Here is a 19,940-nt window from a genome sequence, read left to right on the forward strand (position 1 = left end):
GGTACCCGAGGGTTCAGCCGATTCGCGCGCGGACCACGAGTTCGTGCAGGGCACGGCGCGCCGGCGGCTGCTCGGGGAGCGCGCTGCGGCCGCGCTCGTCCTCCAGCCGGGACGTGAGCGCGGCGACGTCCGCCTGCAGGATCTCCCGCGACGGGGCGTCCGCCGGCAGCGTCCCGTGCTCGGCGGCGCGCTTGGCCTCGACGAGTTCCGGCAGGTAGGCGGGGCCGTATCCGGTCAGGCGGGTCAGGTCCGCCTGGAGCTCCGCCTCCCGCATCAGGTGGACGCCGGTCAGCAGCACCCGGAACGTGTAGAGCAGCGGCTTCAGCTCACCGGTCCGCTCGAACAGCTGCCACTGCGAGCGCGCGAAACCGAGGTAGTGGTGCGCGTGGTTCGACGTGAACAGGCCCGGCGTCAGCGCCACCAGTTCCTCGTGCAGCGGCGACGTCGCGACGACCAGCGGCGACAGCACCTGCTCCAGCACGTACCCGTTGCGCCGCAGCAGCAGCGCGCAGAACTTCGCGAGGTCGTGGGTGACCACGTCGGCCTCGACGCCCGCGTGGTCCCACATGAGCGTCACGGTCTCCTCGCCGGTCTCCAGCCCGACGATCTCCTCCAGCGGGAGCAGGTGGACGCCCCGCAGGTCGACGTCGGAGTCCTGCGACGGGAAGCCGTACAGGTGGGCGCCGCTGACCGTGACGAACGCCCGCGGGTACGGGTGGTCGGCGGCCAGCGCGTCGAGCATGCCTTCCGGAAGGTTCAACAGTCCACGCTCCTTCGGCGGACCGAGACCAGCAGGGCCTCGACCCGGTCGCGGTCGGGTTCGGGGGGCAGCGGGCTGCGGTCGAGGGCGCCGTCGAGGCCGGCGGTGAGCGAGGCGCGCCACCGCTCGATCTCGTCCCAGCCGGTCTCGCCGCGCCGGACGGCCAGCAGCCGGTCGCGCAGGGCGCCGACGTCCACCAGCGGCTCGCCCGTCCGGACCAGGTGCTCGCCGCTCAGCAGCAGGCGCAGCAGGTGCATGACGTGCTTCCACTTGGGCTCGCCGCGGTTGCGCAAGTCGCCTTGCAGCTTGCGGAACTGCGCGTCGGCGTAGCGGAGGAAGGTGCGGTGCGCATGCCGGGACAGGAACGCCTCCCGGACGGCCAGCAACTCCTCCCCGACGGGCGTGACCGTCTCGACGATCGGCGACCAGAGGCACTCCAGGACGGTCGGGTTGGCGGCCAGCGCCAGCTCGCAGAACCGCTCCAGCTCCCACGAGAACTGCTCGGGCAGCGGGCCGTCCAGATGGGTCGGCGGCTTGGTGAAACGCCAGAACAGCGGCGCGGGCGCGACGAACACGCCGCGCCGGTCGGTGTCGCTGTCCCCGGTCGCGAGGCCGTACGCGCGCGAGCCGGTGACGACCGACAGCACGGTGTGGTCGCGGACGAGCCGGAGGTCTTCGGAGGTCACGACGGAAGCCTGGCGCAGGCGCCGCCCGCACGCCACCGGGTTTGCCGGCGGGCTGTAAGGCGTTACGGCCCCGCAACGAACTTGCAGAAAGTTTCTGCAAGCTATTTACGCGACTGCAAGCCGTTGCTAGCGTCCCGGTCCAGCCACCCCAACCCCGGACTTGCGGGACGACGTCCGCGTCCCGCGAAGGAGGACCCCATGCGGCGCATCCCCCCGATCGGCGCCCCCGGTACCACCGGCCGCCGCGCCACCGGCCCCCTCGTCACCGGCACCGTCGTGTGCGCCGCCCTCGCGCTCTCGCTCTCCGCCTGCGGCGGGGACGACGGAGGCGGCTCGAAGGGCGGAGCGGGCACGGCGAGCCTCACCGGACGCGGACCCATCACCTTCGTCACCGGCAAGGACCGCTCCGGCAACCTCCAGAAGCTGGTGGACGCGTGGAACACCGACCACCCGAAGGAGAAGGCCCGCGTCGTCGAACTGCCGGACGAGCCGAACGACCAGCGCCAGCAGATGATCCAGAACGCGACGACGAAGTCCGACGCGTACACGGTGCTGAACCTCGACGTGGTGTGGACCGCGGAGTTCGCCGCGAACCGGTGGCTGACGCCGCTGCCGAAGGACCGGGTCGACCTGTCGGCGATGCTGCCCGCGACCGTCACCACCGGGCAGTACCGCGGCAACCTGTACGCGGTGCCGTCCACCTCCGACGCCGGGATGCTGTACTACCGCAAGGACCTGCTCGCCGAGGCCGGGATCTCCGCGCCGCCGAAGACCTACGCCGAGATGTGGTCCGACTGCGACAAGGTCAAGAAGCTGCCCGAGGGCAAGGGCGTCGACTGCTTCTTCACCGAGGTCAACAAGACCGAGAGCGTCACCATCAGCGCGGTCGAGGCGATCGGCAGCGCCGGCGGGTCGATCGTCGGCCCGGACGGCAGGCCGACGCTGAACACGCCGCAGGCCAAGCAGGGCCTGGAGTTCCTCGTCGACGCCAAGAAGGACGGTCGGATGCCGAAGGAGGCCGTCACGCTCGACACCGAGGGCGGCCGCCGCTACTTCCAGTCCGGCAAGCTGCTGTTCCAGCGGCAGTGGCCCTACCAGTACGCGCTCGCGAACTCCGGCGACGGGTCGTCGAAGGTGGCGGGCAAGTTCGCGGTCGCGCAGCTGCCCGGCCCGAACGGGCCGGGCGTCGCCAACCTCGGCGGCCACAACCTCGCGATCTCCTCGTTCGCCAAGAACAAGGCGACCGCGCTCGACTTCATCCGGTACCTGACCGGTGAGCAGTCGCAGCGCGCGAACCTCCTCGCCACCTCGCAGGCGCCGACGCTCGCCTCGCTCTACGACGACCCGGAGATGGTGAAGAAGTTCCCGTACCTGCCGGTGCTGAAGCAGGCCATCACCAACGCCAGGCCGCGCCCGGTCGCGGTGAAGTACGGCGACGTCACCGCCGCGATCCAGGGCGACGTGTACGACGCGGTGACCGGCGGCAAGACCGTCGACCAGGCGCTGGCCGACCTGCAGGCCAAGCTCGGTCCGCTGACCGCGCAGTGAGCGCCATGACCACCACGTACGACGGTGCGCCGTCCGCCGCGGACACCGCCGCGGCGGGCGGGGCGCGCCCCCGCAGGCGCGACGTGCAGGGCACGAAGCGGCTCGCGGCGCTGCTGCTGTCCCCGACCCTCCTCGTGCTCGCGCTGGTCATCGGCTACCCGGTGCTCGCCGGGTTCCGCGAGTCGCTGTACGCGCGCGGCGAGGGCCTCGACGCCAACGGGTTCGTCGTCCAGGGCGAGCGCTTCGTGGGGCTGGACAACTACACCGCGATCTTCCACGGCGACCGCGGCGACGCGTTCTGGAACGCCTTCGGCAACACGACGTTCTTCACCGTCACGACCGTCGTGCTGGAGACGGTGATCGGCGTCGCGATGGCGCTGATCATGCAGCAGGCGTTCCGCGGCCGGGCGTTCGTGCGGGCCAGCATCCTCGTCCCGTGGGCGATCCCGACCGCGATCTCCGGCCTGCTGTGGCGGTGGATCTTCCAGGCGGACGGCGCCGCGAACGCGGTGCTGCGGCACCAGGTCCTGTGGACCGCCGACGGGTTCCAGGCGAAGGTGGCCGTCGTCATCGCCGAGGTCTGGAAGACCTCCCCGTTCATCGGGCTGCTCGTCCTCGCCGGCCTGCAGATGATCCCCCGGGACGTCTACGAGGCGGCCCGGGTGGACGGCGCCGGGCCCGTCCAGCAGTTCTGGCGGATCACGCTGCCGCTGGTCAAGCCCGCTCTGCTGGTCGCGGTGCTGTTCCGGATGCTCGACGTGCTGCGGATGTTCGACCTGCCCGCCGTGCTGATCGGGGTGAACCAGAAGTCGGTGGAGACGCTGACGATGATCGCCTGGTTCGAGGCGTCCAACCTGCGGTACGGGTCCGCGGCGGCGTACGCGACGATCCTGTTCCTGTACATCGCGCTGATCGCGTACCTGTTCGTGAAGCTGCTCGGCGCCGACATCATCGGCGAGGCGCGGCAGCAGGCGAGGCGGCCCCGCAGGCACCGCCCGGTCAGGGGAAAGCGGAAGAAGGTGACCGCATGACGGGCTCCCTGCCGAAGCGGGTGCTGTCCTACGTCGGGCTCGCCGTCGTGGCCGTGTACTGCCTCGCGCCCTTCTACTGGATGTCCGTGTCGGCGTTCCGGCGCCCGCAGGACCAGTTCGACAACTCGATCGTCCCGACGCGCTGGTCGTGGGAGAACTTCCACGCGGTGTTCTCCGGCGACAACGGCTTCGGCCGCGCGCTGCTGAACAGCCTCGTCGTCGCGGGCTGCACCACCGTGCTGACCCTGCTCGTCGGCACGTTCACCGCGTACGCGCTGGCCCGGCTGGACTTCCGGTTCAAGAACGCGGTGCTGGGGCTGATCGTCGCGACCACGATGTTCCCGGGAATCTCGCAGCTGGTGCCCTTGCTGAAGCTCTTCACGGACATCAAGTGGATCAACACGTACCAGGCGATGATCCTGCCCAGCCTGGGGTTCGCGCTGCCGCTGTCGGTCTGGCTGCTCACCGCCTTCTTCCGGCAGCTGCCGTACGAGCTGGAGCAGGCCGCGATGGTGGACGGCTGCACCCGCGGCCAGGCGTTCCGCAAGATCATCGTCCCGCTGGCGGCGCCCGGGGTGTTCACCACGGCGATCCTGACGTTCATCGCCGCGTGGAACGAGTTCCTGATCGCGCTGTCCATGGTCAACAAGAAGGAGATGCAGACCGCCACCGTGGCGATCTCCAAGTTCACCGGCGTCTCGGGCTTCGACCAGCCGTTCGGCACCCAGATGGCGGCGGGCGTCATCGTGACCGTCCCGCTGATCGCCGTCGTGCTGGTCTTCCAGCGCCGGATCGTCGCCGGCCTCACCGCCGGCGGCGTCAAGTGACGGCCCGCCCGTGACCCCGACAAGCTCCCTACCAGAAGGACGTTCATGACGCAGGACACCCTCGCCGTCCCCGCCCCGGGCTCCCCCGCCGGGGGCGCCGCCCGCTGGTGGCGCGACGCCGTCATCTACCAGGTGTACGTGCGCAGCTTCGCCGACTCGGACGGGGACGGCGTCGGCGACCTGCCGGGCATCCGGTCCCGGCTGCCGTACCTGGCCTCCCTCGGCGTCGACGCGCTGTGGCTGACGCCGTTCTACGTCTCGCCGATGGCCGACTTCGGCTACGACGTCGCCGACTACCGCGACGTCGACCCGCTGTTCGGCACGCTCGCCGACGCCCGCGCCCTGATCGAGGACGCGCACGCCGCGGGCCTGCGGATCATCGTCGACGTCGTGCCGAACCACACCTCCGACCGGCACGCCTGGTTCCGGGCGGCGCTCGCCGCCGCGCCCGGCTCGCCCGAGCGCGCCCGCTACGTCTTCCGCGACGGCCGCGGGCCGGACGGCGCCGAGCCGCCCAACGACTGGGAGTCGGTGTTCGGCGGCCCCGCGTGGACGCGGGTGCCGGACGGGCAGTGGTACCTGCACCTGTTCGCCGCCGAGCAGCCCGACCTGGACTGGGAGAACCCCGAGGTCCGCGCCGAGTTCGCGGACATCCTGCGGTTCTGGCTCGACCTCGGCGTGGACGGGTTCCGGGTCGACGTCGCGCACGGCATGGCGAAGGCGCCCGGCCTGCCCGACGTCGGGCACCCGAACCAGGTCGAGATGCTCGGCACCGACGTCCTGCCGTACTTCGACCAGGACGCCGTCCACGACATCCACCGCGAGTGGCGCCGCGTCCTCGACGGCTACGGCGGGCAGCGGATCGGGGTCGCGGAGGCGTGGGCGCCGACCCCCGAGCGGCTCGCGCTCTACACCCGCCCGGACGAGCTGCACCAGGCGTTCAACTTCCACTACCTGACCGCGCCGTGGGACGCGGCCGGGATGCGGGAGGTGGTCGAGGAGTCGCTGCGCACCGCCGGAACCGTCGGCGCGCCCGCGACCTGGGTGCTGTCCAACCACGACGTGAAGCGGCACGTGACCCGCTACGGCGGCGGCGACACGGGCCTGCGGCGGGCCCGCGCGGCGGCCCTGCTGACGCTCGCGCTGCCGGGCTCCGCGTACGTCTACCAGGGCGAGGAGCTGGGCCTTCCCGAGGTTCTCGACCTGCCGGAGGAGTTCCAGCAGGACCCGCAGCGGCTGCGCGGCGAGGGCCAGGGCCGGGACGGCTGCCGCGTCCCGCTGCCGTGGGAGGGCGGGGAGCCGCCGTTCGGCTTCGGCGCGGGCGCCTCGTCCTGGCTGCCGATCCCGACGTCGTGGCGCGACCTGACGGTGGCGGCGCAGAGCGAGGAGCCCGGCTCGATGCTCGCGCTGTACCGGACGGCGCTGCGCCTGCGGCACGAGCATCCCGCGCTCGGCGACGGCCCGCTCCGCTGGCTGGACGGCCCCGAGGGCACGCTGTCGTTCGTCCGGGAGGACCCCGCGACCGGACGCGCGTGCGCCTGCGTCGTGAACATGGGCGACCGGCCGGTCCGCGTCCCGGCCCGGGGCGTCCCGCTGCTCGCGAGCGGACCGGTCCACATCGACGGCGACACCGCCGAGCTCCCGCCCGACACCGCGCTGTGGCAGAGCCTTGAAGAGGGATAATTTGAGACCTATGACGACACGCCTGGCGGACATCGCCGCGCACGCCGGAGTGAGCGAGGCGACCGTGAGCCGGGTCCTGAACGGCAAACCGGGCGTGTCGCCGTCCACCCGCCAGGCGGTGCTCACCGCGCTGGACGTGCTCGGCTACGAGCGGCCGGCCCGGCTGCGCCAGCAGCGGGCCGGGCTGATCGGGCTGATCATCCCGGAGCTGACCAACCCGATCTTCCCGGCGTTCGCCGAGGTCATCGAGAGCGCGCTGGCCCGGCACGGGTACATGGCGGTGCTGTGCTCGCAGGCGCCGGGCGGCGTCGCCGAGGACGACTACATCGAGATGCTGCTGGAGCGCGGCGTCGCCGGGATCATCTTCGTCAACGGGCTGCACGCCAACGTGCGCTCGGACCGGGCCCGGTACGCGCGGCTGATCGAGCAGGCGCTGCCGGTCGTGCTCGTGAACGGGTACCGGCCGGACATCGACGCGCCGTTCATCTCCAATGACGACGTCGCGTCGCTGGAGGCGATCGTCGGGCATCTGGCCGCAATGGGCCACCGCCGGATCGGGCTGGCGATCGGGCAGGACGTGTACGTGCCGACGCGCCGCAAGACCGAGGGGTTCCGGCGGGCGATGGCGGCGCACACCGGGCTGCCGGCGGACGAGGTGGACGCGCTGATCGTCAACACCATGTACACGGTCGAGGGCGGGCAGGCCGCGGCGGCGCGGCTGCTGGACGCCGGGTGCACGGCGATCTGCGGCGGCAACGACATCATGGCGCTCGGCGCGATCCGCGCGGCGCGGGCGCGCGGCCTGCGGGTGCCCGAGGACGTGTCGGTGACCGGGATGGACGACTCGCTGCTGACCGCCTATCTCGACCCGCCGCTGACCACGATCCGGCAGGCCGTGCGGGAGATGTCGATGGCGGCGGTGAGCACGGTACTGGACGAGATCCGGGGCGCGCGGTCGCCCCGGACGGAGCTGCTGTTCCGTCCGGAGCTGGTGGTGCGGCGGTCCACGGCGCCCGTCCCGGCGGCCCCGCCCCCGGCGGACCGGCGGCTGTCCACCGTACAGGAGGGCTGAGCCGGGCCCCGACCGGGGCCCGGCCGGTTCGGTCCGAGTTGTAACGGTTGTGTTGCGGCGGATTGACAGTGAGGCGGCTCACGGTCTTTCCTTCGTGGGAGCGCTCCCACGCAATGGAAGACACAACCTGAGAGGGGTCCGCCATGAGGGCCATCATGCGGCGCGGACTGGGTACGGCGATGGCGGTCCTGCTCGCCGGCGGTCTCGCGGCCGCCTGCGGCGGGGACGACAAGAAGGACTCGGACTCGGGGCCGGTGACGCTCACCGTCGACGTGTTCGGCGAGGTCGGCTACGACCAGCTGTACAAGCAGTTCGAGCAGTCCCACCCCGGCGTCACCGTCAAGCAGCGCAAGGTCTCCGACCTGGACACCTACAAGCCGCGCATCCAGCAGTGGATGGCCACGGGCAGCGGCGCCGGCGACGTGGTGATGCTGGAGGAGGGCATCCTCCCGCTCTACATGCAGCAGCGGGCGAAGTTCCTCAACCTGTTCGACTACGGCGGCAAGGCCCTGCAGGACAAGTTCCTGCCCTGGAAGTGGCAGATGGGGGTCAGCCCCGACGGCAAGCAGCTCGTCGGGCTCGGCACCGACGTGGGCCCGCTCGCCATGTGCTACCGCACGGACCTGTTCAAGAAGGCCGGCCTGCCCACCGACCGCGAGGCGGTCGGCAAGCTCTGGCCGACGTGGGACGCGTTCCTGCAGACCGGGCAGAAGTTCCAGCAGAAGGTGTCCGGCACCAAGTGGCTCGACGGCCCCACCGCCGTCTTCCGCGCCACCGTCCTGCAGAACGCGGGCGCCGGCCCCGGCTACAGCTTCTTCGACAAGAACGACAACCTCGTCTTCGACACCAACCCGGCGGTGAAGCAGGCGTTCGACACCTCGCTCAAGTTCGAGGAGAGCAAGCTCACCTCCGACATGTCGATCTTCACGCCGCCGTGGCAGGCCGGCCTCAAGCGCGACACGTTCGCCACCGTGCCCTGCCCGTCCTGGATGCTCGGCGGCATCGAGCAGTTCTCCGGGCCGTCCGGCAAGGGCAAGTGGGACGTGGCGACCACGCCCGGCGGCTCCGGCTACTGGGGCGGCTCGTGGCTCGCGGTCCCCAAGCAGACCAAGCACGCGAAGCAGGCCGCCGCGCTCGCCGAGTTCCTGACCTCCCCGCAGGGGCAGATCGGCGCGTACACGGCCGCCAACACCTTCCCGTCGTCGCCGCAGGCCGAGCAGGACCCGGCCGTCACCGGCTCCAAGAACGCCTACTTCAACGACGCCCCCGCCGGCAAGATCTTCGGTGACCTGGTCGCCTCGGTGAAGCCGGTCCACCTCGGTCCGAAGAACGAGGACGTCCGGGCCGCCGTGGAGAACGTGCTGATCTCGGTCGGGCAGGGCAAGGTCAAGCCGGACGAGGCCTGGTCGAAGGCCGTCGAAGCGGCCAAGAAGGCCGCCAGGTAAGCCGCCTCCCGCCGCGGCGGCGGCGCCGTGCCCCACCTCCCCGTACGGCGCCGCCGCCGTTCCTTCTCCCGCTCAGTCCCGTCCTCGGAAAGGAGGCGCATGGCCATGGCCACCGAACTGCGCCCCAGCCGGAACGGCCCCCAGCATCCCCCGGCGCAGGCCCCTCCGGCGGCCCGCCGCTCCCTGCGCTCCCGGCTGACCCGGCTCGACGTGAAGGGCGCGCCGTACGCCTTCATCTCGCCGTTCTACATCGTTTTCGCGATCTTCGGCGCGTTCCCGCTGGTCTACACGCTGTGGGTGTCCCTGCACGACTGGGAGCTCGCCTCGGGCACCCGCAAGTGGGTCGGCTTCGACAACTACAAGTACCTGTGGAGCGACGCCGACTTCTGGCACGCGACGGTCAACACGATCGCCATCTTCGTGCTGTCGACCGTGCCGCAGCTGCTGATCGCGCTGTTCATCGCCAACGCGCTCAACCGGCGGATGCGGGTGCCGACGCTGTTCCGGATCGGCATGGTCGCGCCGCTGGTCACCTCGACCGCCGCCGTCGCGATCGTGTTCACCCAGATGTTCGACCACGACTGGGGCATGATCAACTGGGCGCTCGGGCTGGTGGGCATCGACCCGATCAGCTGGAGCACCAACCGCTACTGGTCCTGGGCGGCGATCGCCACCATGGTGGACTGGCGCTGGACGGGCTACAACGCGCTCATCTACCTCGCCGCCATGCAGGCGATCCCGAAGGACCTGTACGAGGCCGCCTCGATCGACGGCGCGTCCCGGATCCGGCAGTTCTGGCAGATCACCGTGCCGATGCTGCGCCCGACGATCATCTTCACGACGATCATCGCGACCATCGGCGGGCTGCAGCTGTTCACCGAGCCGGTCCTGTTCAGCGTGGGGACGCCCAACAAGATGGACGGCGGCCCGCTGCACCAGTTCCAGACGCTGACGATGTACATGTACGACAACGCCTTCGGCCATGACCGGTACGGCTACGGCGCCACGATCGCGTGGGCCCTGTTCGTGATGATCATCCTTTTCTCGCTGATCAACTTCCTGTTCGTGCGGCGCACGGGAGGCACCAAGTGACCACGCTCCTGGCCGGTCCCGGCGACGCCCGGCACGCCCGCGACCGCCGGTCCGGCCGGTTCCACAACCTGTGGAACGCCAGCCCGCTGACCTATCTCACGCTGATCGTCGCGCTCACCCTGTCGGTCTTCCCGATCTACTGGATGATCGCGGTGGCGACCCGCACCAACGACGTGGTCTCCGACGTCCCGCCGCCGCTGCTGCCCGGCGGGCACGGCGGCGCCAACGTGAACCGGCTGTTCGACAACCCCGACGCCTACTTCGCCAAGGGCCTGCTGAACTCCGCGATCGTCTCGGCGTGCGTGACCGTCTCCACCGTGTTCTTCGCCTCGCTGGCCGGCTTCGCGTTCGCCAAGCTGCGCTTCCGCGGCAAGAACGCGCTGCTGGTGACGATCGTCGGGACGATGATGATCCCGGTGCAGATGGGCATCATCCCGCTCTACATGATCATGGTGAAGCTGGGCTGGCAGAACCATCTGCAGGCGGTGATCGTCCCGTTCCTCGTCACCGGGTTCGGCGTGTTCATGATGCGGCAGTACGCCGACCAGGCCGTCCCGGACGAGCTGATCGAGGCGGCCCGCGTGGACGGCTGCACGACGTTCGGCATCTACTGGCGGGTCGTGCTGCCCGCGCTGCGCCCCGCCGCGGGCGTCCTCGGCCTGTTCACGTTCATGCAGTCCTGGAACGACTTCATGTGGCCGCTGGCGGTGCTCACCCCCGAGAACCCCACGGTGCAGCTCTCGATCAACAACCTCGCCAACGCCCATTTCAACGACTACACGCTCATGTTCGCCGGCACCACCGTGGCGGTCCTGCCACTGCTCGTGGTGTTCATCATTTTCGGCCGCCAGATCATCGGCGGAATCATGGAAGGTGCAGTGAAGGCGTGACCTCCCTGGAATCCAGCGCCGTTCAGGACGACGCCGGCGCCCCCGACGCCGGCCCGCGGTTCCCCACGGGGTTCCGCTGGGGAGCCGCCACGGCCGCCTACCAGATCGAGGGGGCCGCGGCCGAGGACGGGCGCGGACCGTCGATCTGGGACACCTTCGCACGCACCCCGGGCAAGGTCCTCGGCGGCGACACTGGGGACGTCGCCGTGGACCACTACCACCGGTACCCCGAGGACATCGCGCTGATGCGCGACCTCGGGCTGTCCTCCTACCGGTTCTCGATCTCCTGGCCCCGGGTTCAGCCGGCCGGGGCCGGGGCCGTCAACGAGCGGGGGCTCGACTTCTACCGGCGCCTCGTCGACGCGCTGCTGGACGCGGGGATCGAGCCCTGGCCGACGCTCTACCACTGGGACCTGCCGCAGCCGCTGGAGGACGCGGGCGGCTGGCCCGAGCGGGACACCGCGCACCGGTTCGCCGACTACGCCGGGCTCGTGCACGAGGCCCTCGGCGACCGGGTGAAGCACTGGACGACGGTGAACGAGCCGTGGTGCGCGGCGTTCCTCGGCTACGCGTCGGGGGACCACGCGCCCGGCCGGCTCGACCCGTCCGGGTCCCTGCTGGCCGCGCACCACCTGATGCTGGGCCACGGCCTGGCGGTGCAGGCGATGCGCGCCCGCCGCCCCGGCAACCTGTTCGGCGCGGCCGTCAACCTGTACGCGGTCTCCCCGGCGACGGACGACCCCGCCGACGCGGACGCGGCGCGCCGCATCGACGGCATGCAGAACCGGCTGTTCCTCGACCCGCTGCTCCTCGGCCGCTACCCCGAGGACGTGCTGGCCGACACGGCCCGGCACGGTTTCGAGCCCGGCGCGGCGGACCTCGCCGTCATCAACCAGCCGATCGACCAGCTCGGCATCAACTACTACACGCGGCACACGGTCGCGGGGACGCCCGGCGAGGCGGCGCAGACGGCGTCGGGGCCGTTCGCCGTGCACTCGCCGTGGGTGGGCAGCGAGCACGTCCGGTTCGTCGCGGCGGGGCGGCCGACGACCGGGATGGGCTGGGAGATCGACGAGGGCGGGCTGCACGAGGTGCTGACCCGGGTGCACCGGGAGTACCCGGCCGTCCCGCTGTACATCACCGAGAACGGCGCGGGCTACGACGAGACGCCGGACGGCGATGGCACGGTCCACGACGCGGGGCGCATCGCCTACATCGACGCGCACCTGCGCGCGTGCCATGCCGCCATCGCCGACGGCGTACCGCTTGCGGGCTATTTCACATGGTCGCTGCTGGATAATTTCGAATGGGCTTGGGGCTACTCCAAGCGCTTCGGGCTGGTTCACGTGGACTATGCGACGCAGCGCCGGACGCCCAAGGACAGCGCGCGCTGGTACTCGGACGTGATCCGGCGGGGCGGCCTGCCCGGGGGCGGCTGACGATCGCCGAGATCGGCACCGCCTCCCGGGGCGGGCGGTGCCGCCGTCCGGCCGGGCCGGCGCCCCGGTGGCCGCCGGCCCGGCGGGGCGGCGACGACGCCGCAGGAACGACGGAGGGGGCCTGATGACGCAGAGGGGCACGCGCCCGACCCTGGAAGAGGTCGCGGCGCGCGCCGGGGTCGGCCGCGGCACGGTCTCCCGGGTGGTCAACGGGTCGCCGCGGGTCAGCGAGCGGGCCCGGCAGGCCGTGCTGAAGGCGATCGACGAGCTCGGGTACGTGCCGAACCGCGCGGCCCGCACGCTGGTCACCCGGCGCACCGACACGGTGGCGCTCGTCGTCGCGGAGTCCGACCAGCGGCTGTTCGGCGAGCCGTACTTCGCCGGGATCATCCGCGGGATCAGCAACGGCCTCGGCGACACCGGGCTGCAGCTGCTGCTCGCGCTCGCCCGCTCCCCCGCCGAGTACGCGCGCCTCGAGCACTACCTGACCACCCAGCACGTGGACGGCGTGCTGCTCACCTCGCTGCACGCCGAGGACCCGCTGCCCGCGAAGCTGGAGGCCAACGGGGTGCCGACGGTGCTCGGCGGCCGCCCGCCGGGGCTGTCGCCGGTCAGCTACGTCGACGTCGACAACCGGCTCGGCGCCCGCGAGGCCGTCGGGCACCTCATCGCCGACGGGCGGCGCCGCATCGCGACGATCGCCGGCCCGCAGGACATGGGGGTGGGCATCGACCGGCTCGCCGGCTACCGGGAGGCGCTCGGCGAGGCGGGACTGCCGGAGTACGTCGCGTTCGGCGACTTCGGCGAGGCCACCGGCATCAGCGCCGCGGAACGGCTGCTGGCCGACGAGCCCGCGGTGGACGCGGTGTTCGCCGCGAGCGACCCGATGGCGCTCGGCACGCTGCGGGTGCTGCGCCGGCTCGGCCGCCGCGTCCCCGACGACGTCGCGGTGATCGGCTTCGACGACTCCGCGGCGGCGCCGCTGGCCGACCCGCCGCTCAGCAGCGTGCACCAGTCGCCGGAGGAGATGGGCGTGGCGATGGCGCGGCTGCTGGTGTCGCGGATCCGCGGCGAGGCCGTCGCGGACCCGGTGGTCATCATGCGCCCGCACCTCGTCCTGCGAGAGTCGGCGTAGCCCGGGGACTGCTCGGGGACTGCTCGGGGCGCGGCTCAGCGGCGCGCGACGCCGGCGTACATCCAGCGGGTGCCCTCGCCGTCGCCGTCGGGCCGCCACTGCGGCACCCACACCACGCCCGGCTCCACCAGCTCGAACCCGTCGAACAGGGCCTCCACCTCGGCGCGGTCGCGGCTGCGGAGCCGGGCCGTCGCGTCGCGCCACGCGCCGACGGCCTGCCTGCCGCGCTCCGGCTGGCCCTCCGCGGTGCTGTGCGAGAGGGCGAGCAGGCTGCCCGGCGCCATGACGTCGCGGAACGCGGCGATGGCCGCCCGCGCCTGCTCGTCCTCGGCGAAGTGCAGCACCGCGAGCATCAGCACCGCCACCGGGCGGTCGAAGTCGATCAGCTCGAGCAGCTTCGCGTCCTTGAGGATGCCGGCGGGTTCGCGGACGTCCCCGCGGATCACCGCGGTGGTCGCGGACGCCGGCAGCAGCGCCCGCGCGTGCACGAGCACGATCGGGTCGTTGTCGACGTAGACGACCCGCGCCGACGGGTCCAGCGCCTGCGCGACCTCGTGCACGTTGCCCTGCGTCGGCAGCCCGGTGCCGATGTCGACGAACTGCCGGACGCCGGACTCGATCGCGAACCGCACGGCGCGGCCGAGGAACGCCCGGTTCTCCCGCGCGGCCTGCGGGATGTCGGGGCCGGCGTCGGTGGCGACCTTCGCGGCCGCGCGGTCGACGGCGAAGTTGTCCTTGCCCCCGAGGAAGACGTCGTAGATCCGCGCGGGGCTCGCGGTGCGCGTGTCCACGCCGGGCGGGGCGAACTCCTCGTTCATGCCCCCACCTTATGATCATTGGGGACAGTCCGGACCCGAGATGAGGACCTCCATGGCCTACGCACCGACCGAAGAAGAGCTGGTCCATCTGCGCCGCGCCGTCGAGCTGGCCGCCGAGGCGCTGGCCGACGGGGACGAGCCGTTCGGCACCGTGCTGGTCTCGGCGTCGGGCGAGGTGCTGTTCGAGGACCGCAACCGCACCGCCGGCGGCGACCAGACCCGGCACCCCGAGTTCGAGGTCGCGCGCTGGGCCGCCGCGCACATGGCGCCGGACGAGCGCGCCGCCGCCGTCGTCTACACCTCCGGCGAGCACTGCCCGATGTGCTCGGCCGCGCACGGCTGGGTCGGCCTCGGCCGCATCGTCTACGTCCACTCGTCCGCGCAGGTGGGCGCGTGGCGCGCCGCGCTGGGCGTCCCGCCGTCCCCGGTCAGCGCGATCCCGGTCCAGGACGTGGTGCCCGGCGTCCGGGTGGACGGGCCCGTCCCCGCGCTGGAGGCCGAGGTCCACGACCTGCACGTGCGCGCCTGCTCCTGAGTCCCGCCGAGCGGGACCGTTCCACCGAGCCCGGCGCGCCGCGGCTTGAATGGCCGGCCGTCCCCACCGTCAGGAGTTCCCGCATGTCCGACGCCCTCCCGGCCGACCAGGCCGTCCGGAACCTGATCTTCGCGTACGCCGAGGCCGTCGACCGCGGCGACTTCGCCGCGGTCGGCGCGCTGTTCGCGCACGGCGACTTCGTCAGCAGCGGCGCCACGCTGACCGGGGCCGCGGTGGCGCGGATGTTCGAGAAGACGATCATCCTCTACGACGACGGCACGCCGCGGACCAAGCACGTCACGACCAACGTCGCCGTCGAGCTGGACGGCGCGGTGGCCGCCGCGACGTCGTACTTCACCGTGATGCAGGCGACGCCGGAGCTGCCCTTCCAGGCGATCTGCGCCGGCCGCTACGACGACCGCTTCGAGCTGCACGACGCCCGCTGGCGCTTCGCCGAACGCCGCATCACCCTGGAGCTGGTCGGCGACGTCGGCCACCACCTGCGCCGCCCCGGCGCCCTCCCCGCCCACCTGCGCCCCGCCGCCCCCCGGTGAGCCGTGACGGCGCGCCGCACCGTCACCGGAAGGACGCGTCGAGGGCGTCGATCAGGCGGGTGAAGGTCTCGTCCAGGGACTCCGGCAGGCCGAAGGCCGCGTCGCGCTCCAGCGACGCGAACCCGTGGCAGGCGATCCGCCACATGCGGATCGCGTGGACCAGGTCGCCGCCCTCGAGCCGGTAGCCCCTGAACGCGGACGTGATGACGGCGATCGCCCGGTCGGAGACCGCGGCGTGCTCCGCGTCGCCGGGCACCGGCGCCCGGACGCTGGCGGCGTACCGTCCGGGATGCGCGGCGGCGTAGGCGCGGTAGGCGGCGGACAGCTCCGCGAGCGCCTCCCGCCCGGTCACGCCGGCGACGGCCGCCGCGAGCCGCGCCGTCATCTCCTCCACGGCCAGCATCGCGATGCCGCGCTTGACCGCGTCCAGGCCGTCGACGTGCTTGTACAGGCCGGGCAGCGACACTCCGCACCGCTTCGCGACGGCCGCGAGGGTGAGCCGTTCGAGGCCCGTCTCGTCCGCGACGTCCGCGGCGACCTGGACGACCCGCTCCGGGGTCAGGCCCACGCGCGGCACGCCCTACCGGGCCTTCCGGGCGAGGGCGAGACCGGAGCCGGTGACGAAGAGGATCAGCAGAGGCAGCGACACGTAGGCCAGCGTAGCGACGCCGGTGAGCAGCAGCGCGTAACCGATGCCGGAACCCGCGATGGCGACGGCCAGCGCGAAGCCGGTGTAGTTCAGCCAGCGCGGCAGCACCCCGGCCAGCGCGCCCGCGACGCCGACGGTCGCGAGGAAGAACATCTTGACGCCGTCCGCGCGGTTGAGCGCTTCCAGGAGCGTGTGCGCGGTTCCCGGCGCCGACGCGGCGACCAGCACCAGGCCGGTCGCGAACTGCGCCAGCGAGATGACCGCGGCGACCAGCCCGGCGCCCGCCGCGATCCGCCCGGCGCGCGACCACCGGGCCGCCCGCCCGAGCGCGAGCGGGACGAGCGCGAGCGCGAGCGCGGGCAGCCCCTCGGTGAGCAGGAACTGCACGGACGCCGCGCCGCCGTGCCCCGCGTAGTCGCGGACGATCTCGGCTCCGCTCGCCCCGAACCCCGGCGAGGGCACCGGGACCGACAGCCCGGCGGCCCACGAGACCAGGAATCCGGCCCCGGCGACGGCGGGGACGCTCAGCAGCTTCTTGCGCGACGCGACGGCGATGGAGGCCATGCCACTCTCCTCAGAACGGTTAATGCCATTAGCTGAAGGTTAATGTCATTAACCGCCGTTGGCAAGCCCTCCCCGGCGGGCCCCGTCCCGGGCTCGCCGGGACGGGGCCTGCGGATCAGCGGAGGGTGAGGGTGGTGAGGCGGGCCTCGCCGGTGAAGACGAGGTAGAGGTCGTGGCGGCCGGTGGCGTGCAGGGCGGCCGTCACGTCCTTGTAGGTGTACTTGTCGCCGGTGGACGGGATGGTGAAGGTCGCGGCGACGGGCCCGGTCGGACTGTCCAGGCGGGCCTGGACGGTGGTGTTCCCGGCGGTCTCCTTGGCCGCGCGGAGGGTCAGGGTGCCGTTCTTCAGGGCGGAGTCCTTGAACGAGATCCACGCGTTCGCGGCGCCGGCGACCGCGTCGCCCGCCGCCTTGGACTCGTCGACGAGCTGCACGGCGCTCTGGTCGTCGAAGTCAGCGGCGCGGGTCGGCCGGGTGAGGTCGCGGGCGGGGACCCGCTCGCCGTGGACGTCGACCGTGGCCCGCTGCCGGATGTCGGTCGCCGAGGAGCCGATCAGGACGTCCTGCCTGGCGGTCTCCAGCGTCCACTTGTTGCGGGTGACGTCCCAGGTCGCGAGGTCCGACGCCTTGACGCGCAGCGTCACCGAGGCGGTCCGGCCCGGGGCGAGGTGCACCTTCTGGAAGGCGCGCAGCTGCTCGGCGGGCTGCTTCACGCGGGACGTCCGCTGGTGCGTGTAGAGCTGGACGACCTCGTCCGCCGCCCGCTTGCCGGTGTTGGTGACCGGGACGGTGACGGTCAGGGTGTCGCCACCGGACAGCGAGCGGCCGCTGAGCTTCGGCCTGCCGTACCGGAACGTCGTGTAGGTGAGGCCGTAGCCGAACGGGTAGAGCGGCTTGCCCTTGTAGTACAGGTACGTGCGGTCGGACTTGATGATGTCGTAGTCGAGGATGTCGGGCAGGTCGCTCGCGGAGCGGTACCAGGTCTGGGGCAGCCTGCCGGACGGGCTCTCATCGCCGAACAGGACGGACGCGAGGGCGTTGCCGGTCTCGGCGCCCGCGTGGCTCGTCCACAGGATCGCCGGGACGTTCGCCTGCTCCCAGGTGAGGGCCGTCGGGTAGCTGTTCTCCACGACGACGACCGTGTTCGGGTTGGCCTTGCGAACGGCCTTGATGAGCTCTTCCTGGCCCTCGGCGAGCGCCATCGTGGTGCGGTCGTGGTCCTCGCGGCCGTTGATGAACGGCATGCTGCCGACCACGACGACGGCGGTGTCCGCGCTGGTCGCGGCCTTGACGGCGGAGTCGACGCCGCTGCTGACGACGTCCTTGGCGAACGCGCTGGCGCCGTCCTTGGTGGTGAGGGCGAGGGTGCCGTCGTCCTGGACCTTGACGTAGGTCTTGGCGGGGTCGGCCCAGTCGTACGCCTTCTCGTAGCCCGCGTAGCGCAGGAGGTAGTTCCCGTCCGGCTGCTTCTCCAGCTTGAACATCTGCTGGACGAACCAGCCGTTCGGCTGGTCCTGGTCGTTGGCGAAGGTGTCGCCCCAGTTGTAGCGGCCGACGGTCTTGCCGTTGGCGGCGCTGCGCAGCGTGACGATGCCCTGGCCCCAGTCGAAGACGTCGAACTGCGTCGAGGCGTCGGCGGTGGTCGGGCCGGTCTTGAGGACGGCGCCGGCGGCGGCCGTCCCGCCCGCCACGTACCTGCCGGTCTTCACGTCCTTGAGGGCGATGCGGTCGACGCCCTCGCTGGACGCGACGTTGCCCGCGCCGGCCTTCGCCTTGACGCCGTCCAGCGGCGTCACGCCGTACGGCAGTGAGCCCGAGTACCAGTCGGTGTAGAGGGTGTTCGACAGCGGGCCGACCACGGCGACCTTCTTGCCGGACGCGAGGGGCAGCGCGCCGTGCCCGTTCTTCAGCAGCACCATCTGCTCGGTCGCGGCCTTGCGTTCGAGGGCGCGGTGGGCGGGGCTGTCGATGACGTCCTTGGTGATCTTCCCGTACTCACCGCCGCCCGGGTCGAACTCGCCGAGCCGGACCCGGACGCTGAGGACGTCGCCGACCGCGCGGTCGAGGTCGGCCTCGCTGAGCAGGCCCTTGGACAGGGCCGTCTTCACCGCGTTGACGGTGATGGACGAGTTCGTGTCGTCGGTGGTGAAGCTGTCGACGCCCGCCTTGATGGTGGCGGCGTCGCCCGCGGGCAGGTCCGGGTAGTACTGCTCGGAGCCGACGAGGTTGTTGGGCGCGCCCGCGTCGGTGACGTTGAGGAGGGTCCTGCCGCTCCACCTCCGGGCGTCGTTCACCAGCGGCGACGCGGTCGCCGGACGCCCGTTGACCAGGTTGTAGGAGGTCATCAGGCCGGTCGCGGCGTCCTGCGTCAGCGGCAGCTTGAACGGGACCTCGTCGTACTCCTTCAGCACGCGGGGCCGCACGCTGGACGACGTCTGGTCGCGGCGGATCTCGTTGTTGTAGGCGAGGTAGTGCTTGAGGACGGGCGCGGCCTTGAGGTGGTCGGGGTCGTCGCCCTGCATGCCCTTGCCGTAGGCGGTGGCGAGCAGGCCGGTGAGCAGCGGGTCCTCGGAGTAGCCCTCCTCGTTGCGGCCCCAGCGCGGGTCGCGCAGCAGGTTGACGACGGGCGCCCACAGCTGCAGGCCCCACACGTCCGGGTCGATGGTGTTGTAGCCGCGGGCCTCGTCGCCGACGGCGGACCCGATCTGCTGGAGCAGCGCCGGGTCCCACGTCGCGCCGAGGCCGACGGACTGCGGGAACACCGTGCCCTTGGCGGTCCGGACGGCGCCGGAGGCGTTGACGTCGGTGGACCAGGCGACGCCGTGCAGCGCCTCGGTCCCGGTCTTGAACCGCTTGATCCCGAGGCGCGGGATCGCCGGCTCGTACTGGTGGAGCAGGGAGACCTTCTCGTCGGTCGTGAGCCGTCCGAGCAGGTCCCTGACGCGGGCGTCGACGGACAGCCGCGGATCGCGGAACGGGTAGGTCTCGGCGGCCGAGGCGGCGGGGACCGCCGTCCACACGGCCGGTGCCGCGATCACGGCGGCGACGGCCAGCGACAGGGCCCGGCGGCGACGGCCGGGGAAACGGGGGGTGGGGCGGGTGGTGTGCACCTGTTCTCCTCTGTGGCTCGTCCCCCGAGTACGGTTGTCGAAGCGCTTCGACGATCGGGCCGCGCGGGCCCGGGGCATGCCTCCTTCAGGTCCGGCGGGGCGG

At 72.0% G+C, this 19,940-nt stretch carries 18 protein-coding genes; 12 read left to right on the top strand and 6 right to left on the bottom strand.

The features are described from left to right. Positions 1-13: 13 nt before the first annotated feature. Positions 14-760, bottom strand: a complete 747-nt coding sequence (locus J4557_RS44865) for a nucleotidyltransferase domain-containing protein (RefSeq protein ID WP_243777366.1) — start codon at positions 758-760, stop codon at positions 14-16. After that, positions 757-1,446 carry a nucleotidyltransferase domain-containing protein gene (locus J4557_RS44870; protein WP_208273319.1) on the bottom strand — a complete coding sequence of 230 codons (690 nt, stop codon included), beginning with the start codon at positions 1,444-1,446 and terminating at the stop codon, positions 757-759. The genes J4557_RS44865 and J4557_RS44870 overlap by 4 nt, the downstream gene beginning before the upstream one ends. Positions 1,447-1,644: 198 nt before the next feature. On the opposite strand from J4557_RS44870, the gene J4557_RS44875 reads away from it, so the two are divergent. The 10 genes from J4557_RS44875 (at position 1,645) to J4557_RS44920 (ending at position 13,608) form a co-directional block, all read left to right on the top strand. Then, on the top strand, positions 1,645-2,994 hold the full coding sequence (locus tag J4557_RS44875) for an ABC transporter substrate-binding protein (protein WP_208273321.1): 1,350 nt from the start codon (positions 1,645-1,647) through the stop codon (positions 2,992-2,994). Between the two features lie 5 nt (positions 2,995-2,999). Further along, a complete protein-coding gene (locus J4557_RS44880) occupies positions 3,000-4,025 on the top strand; it encodes a carbohydrate ABC transporter permease (protein WP_208273323.1) in 1,026 nt (341 codons plus the stop codon). Further along, on the top strand, positions 4,022-4,852 hold the full coding sequence (locus tag J4557_RS44885; protein ID WP_208273325.1) for a carbohydrate ABC transporter permease: 831 nt from the start codon (positions 4,022-4,024) through the stop codon (positions 4,850-4,852). The genes J4557_RS44880 and J4557_RS44885 overlap by 4 nt, the downstream gene beginning before the upstream one ends. A 45-nt stretch (positions 4,853-4,897) precedes the next feature. After that, positions 4,898-6,535 carry a glycoside hydrolase family 13 protein gene (locus tag J4557_RS44890; protein ID WP_208273327.1) on the top strand — a complete coding sequence of 546 codons (1,638 nt, stop codon included), beginning with the start codon at positions 4,898-4,900 and terminating at the stop codon, positions 6,533-6,535. A gap of 10 nt (positions 6,536-6,545) precedes the next feature. Continuing rightward, positions 6,546-7,607 (top strand): LacI family DNA-binding transcriptional regulator, encoded by a 1,062-nt coding sequence (locus J4557_RS44895; protein ID WP_208273337.1) that lies wholly within the window; start codon positions 6,546-6,548, stop codon positions 7,605-7,607. Positions 7,608-7,762: 155 nt separating this feature from the next. Next, the gene (locus tag J4557_RS44900) at positions 7,763-9,052 is read left to right on the top strand and encodes an ABC transporter substrate-binding protein (protein WP_243777367.1); all 1,290 of its coding nucleotides are present in this window, start codon (positions 7,763-7,765) and stop codon (positions 9,050-9,052) included. A gap of 99 nt (positions 9,053-9,151) precedes the next feature. Beyond that, on the top strand, positions 9,152-10,144 hold the full coding sequence (locus J4557_RS44905; RefSeq protein ID WP_307800571.1) for a carbohydrate ABC transporter permease: 993 nt from the start codon (positions 9,152-9,154) through the stop codon (positions 10,142-10,144). Continuing rightward, complete coding sequence (locus tag J4557_RS44910) at positions 10,141-11,034, top strand: carbohydrate ABC transporter permease (protein WP_307800572.1); 894 nt, start codon at positions 10,141-10,143, stop codon at positions 11,032-11,034. Before J4557_RS44905 ends, J4557_RS44910 begins: the two co-directional genes overlap by 4 nt. 5 nt (positions 11,035-11,039) lie before the next feature. Further along, positions 11,040-12,473, top strand: coding sequence for a GH1 family beta-glucosidase (locus J4557_RS44915; protein WP_208273398.1), 1,434 nt, complete (start codon positions 11,040-11,042; stop codon positions 12,471-12,473). 124 nt (positions 12,474-12,597) lie between these two features. After that, complete coding sequence (locus J4557_RS44920) at positions 12,598-13,608, top strand: LacI family DNA-binding transcriptional regulator (protein ID WP_208273342.1); 1,011 nt, start codon at positions 12,598-12,600, stop codon at positions 13,606-13,608. 35 nt (positions 13,609-13,643) lie between these two features. Here J4557_RS44920 and J4557_RS44925 read toward each other — a convergent pair whose 3' ends face one another. After that, positions 13,644-14,426, bottom strand: a complete 783-nt coding sequence (locus J4557_RS44925; protein ID WP_208273344.1) for an SAM-dependent methyltransferase — start codon at positions 14,424-14,426, stop codon at positions 13,644-13,646. 52 nt (positions 14,427-14,478) lie between these two features. On the opposite strand from J4557_RS44925, the gene J4557_RS44930 reads away from it, so the two are divergent. Both J4557_RS44930 and J4557_RS44935 read left to right on the top strand, forming a co-directional pair. After that, positions 14,479-14,961, top strand: coding sequence for a nucleoside deaminase (locus tag J4557_RS44930; RefSeq protein WP_208273346.1), 483 nt, complete (start codon positions 14,479-14,481; stop codon positions 14,959-14,961). An 83-nt stretch (positions 14,962-15,044) separates the two neighbouring features. Then, positions 15,045-15,515: a nuclear transport factor 2 family protein gene (locus tag J4557_RS44935; RefSeq protein WP_208273348.1), complete on the top strand. Its 471-nt coding sequence runs from the start codon at positions 15,045-15,047 to the stop codon at positions 15,513-15,515. A gap of 22 nt (positions 15,516-15,537) precedes the next feature. Here J4557_RS44935 and J4557_RS44940 read toward each other — a convergent pair whose 3' ends face one another. The 3 genes from J4557_RS44940 to J4557_RS44950 form a co-directional block, all read right to left on the bottom strand. Further along, positions 15,538-16,083 (bottom strand): TetR/AcrR family transcriptional regulator, encoded by a 546-nt coding sequence (locus tag J4557_RS44940; RefSeq protein WP_208273350.1) that lies wholly within the window; start codon positions 16,081-16,083, stop codon positions 15,538-15,540. Positions 16,084-16,095: 12 nt separating this feature from the next. After that, positions 16,096-16,728, bottom strand: coding sequence for a hypothetical protein (locus tag J4557_RS44945; protein ID WP_208273352.1), 633 nt, complete (start codon positions 16,726-16,728; stop codon positions 16,096-16,098). Between the two features lie 115 nt (positions 16,729-16,843). Beyond that, complete coding sequence (locus J4557_RS44950; protein WP_307800573.1) at positions 16,844-19,837, bottom strand: glycoside hydrolase family 3 protein; 2,994 nt, start codon at positions 19,835-19,837, stop codon at positions 16,844-16,846. Positions 19,838-19,940: the final 103 nt, after the last annotated feature.

Origin of the sequence: Actinomadura nitritigenes (assembly GCF_017573545.1) — a bacterium.
Classification (GTDB): Bacteria; Actinomycetota; Actinomycetes; order Streptosporangiales; family Streptosporangiaceae; genus Spirillospora; species Spirillospora nitritigenes.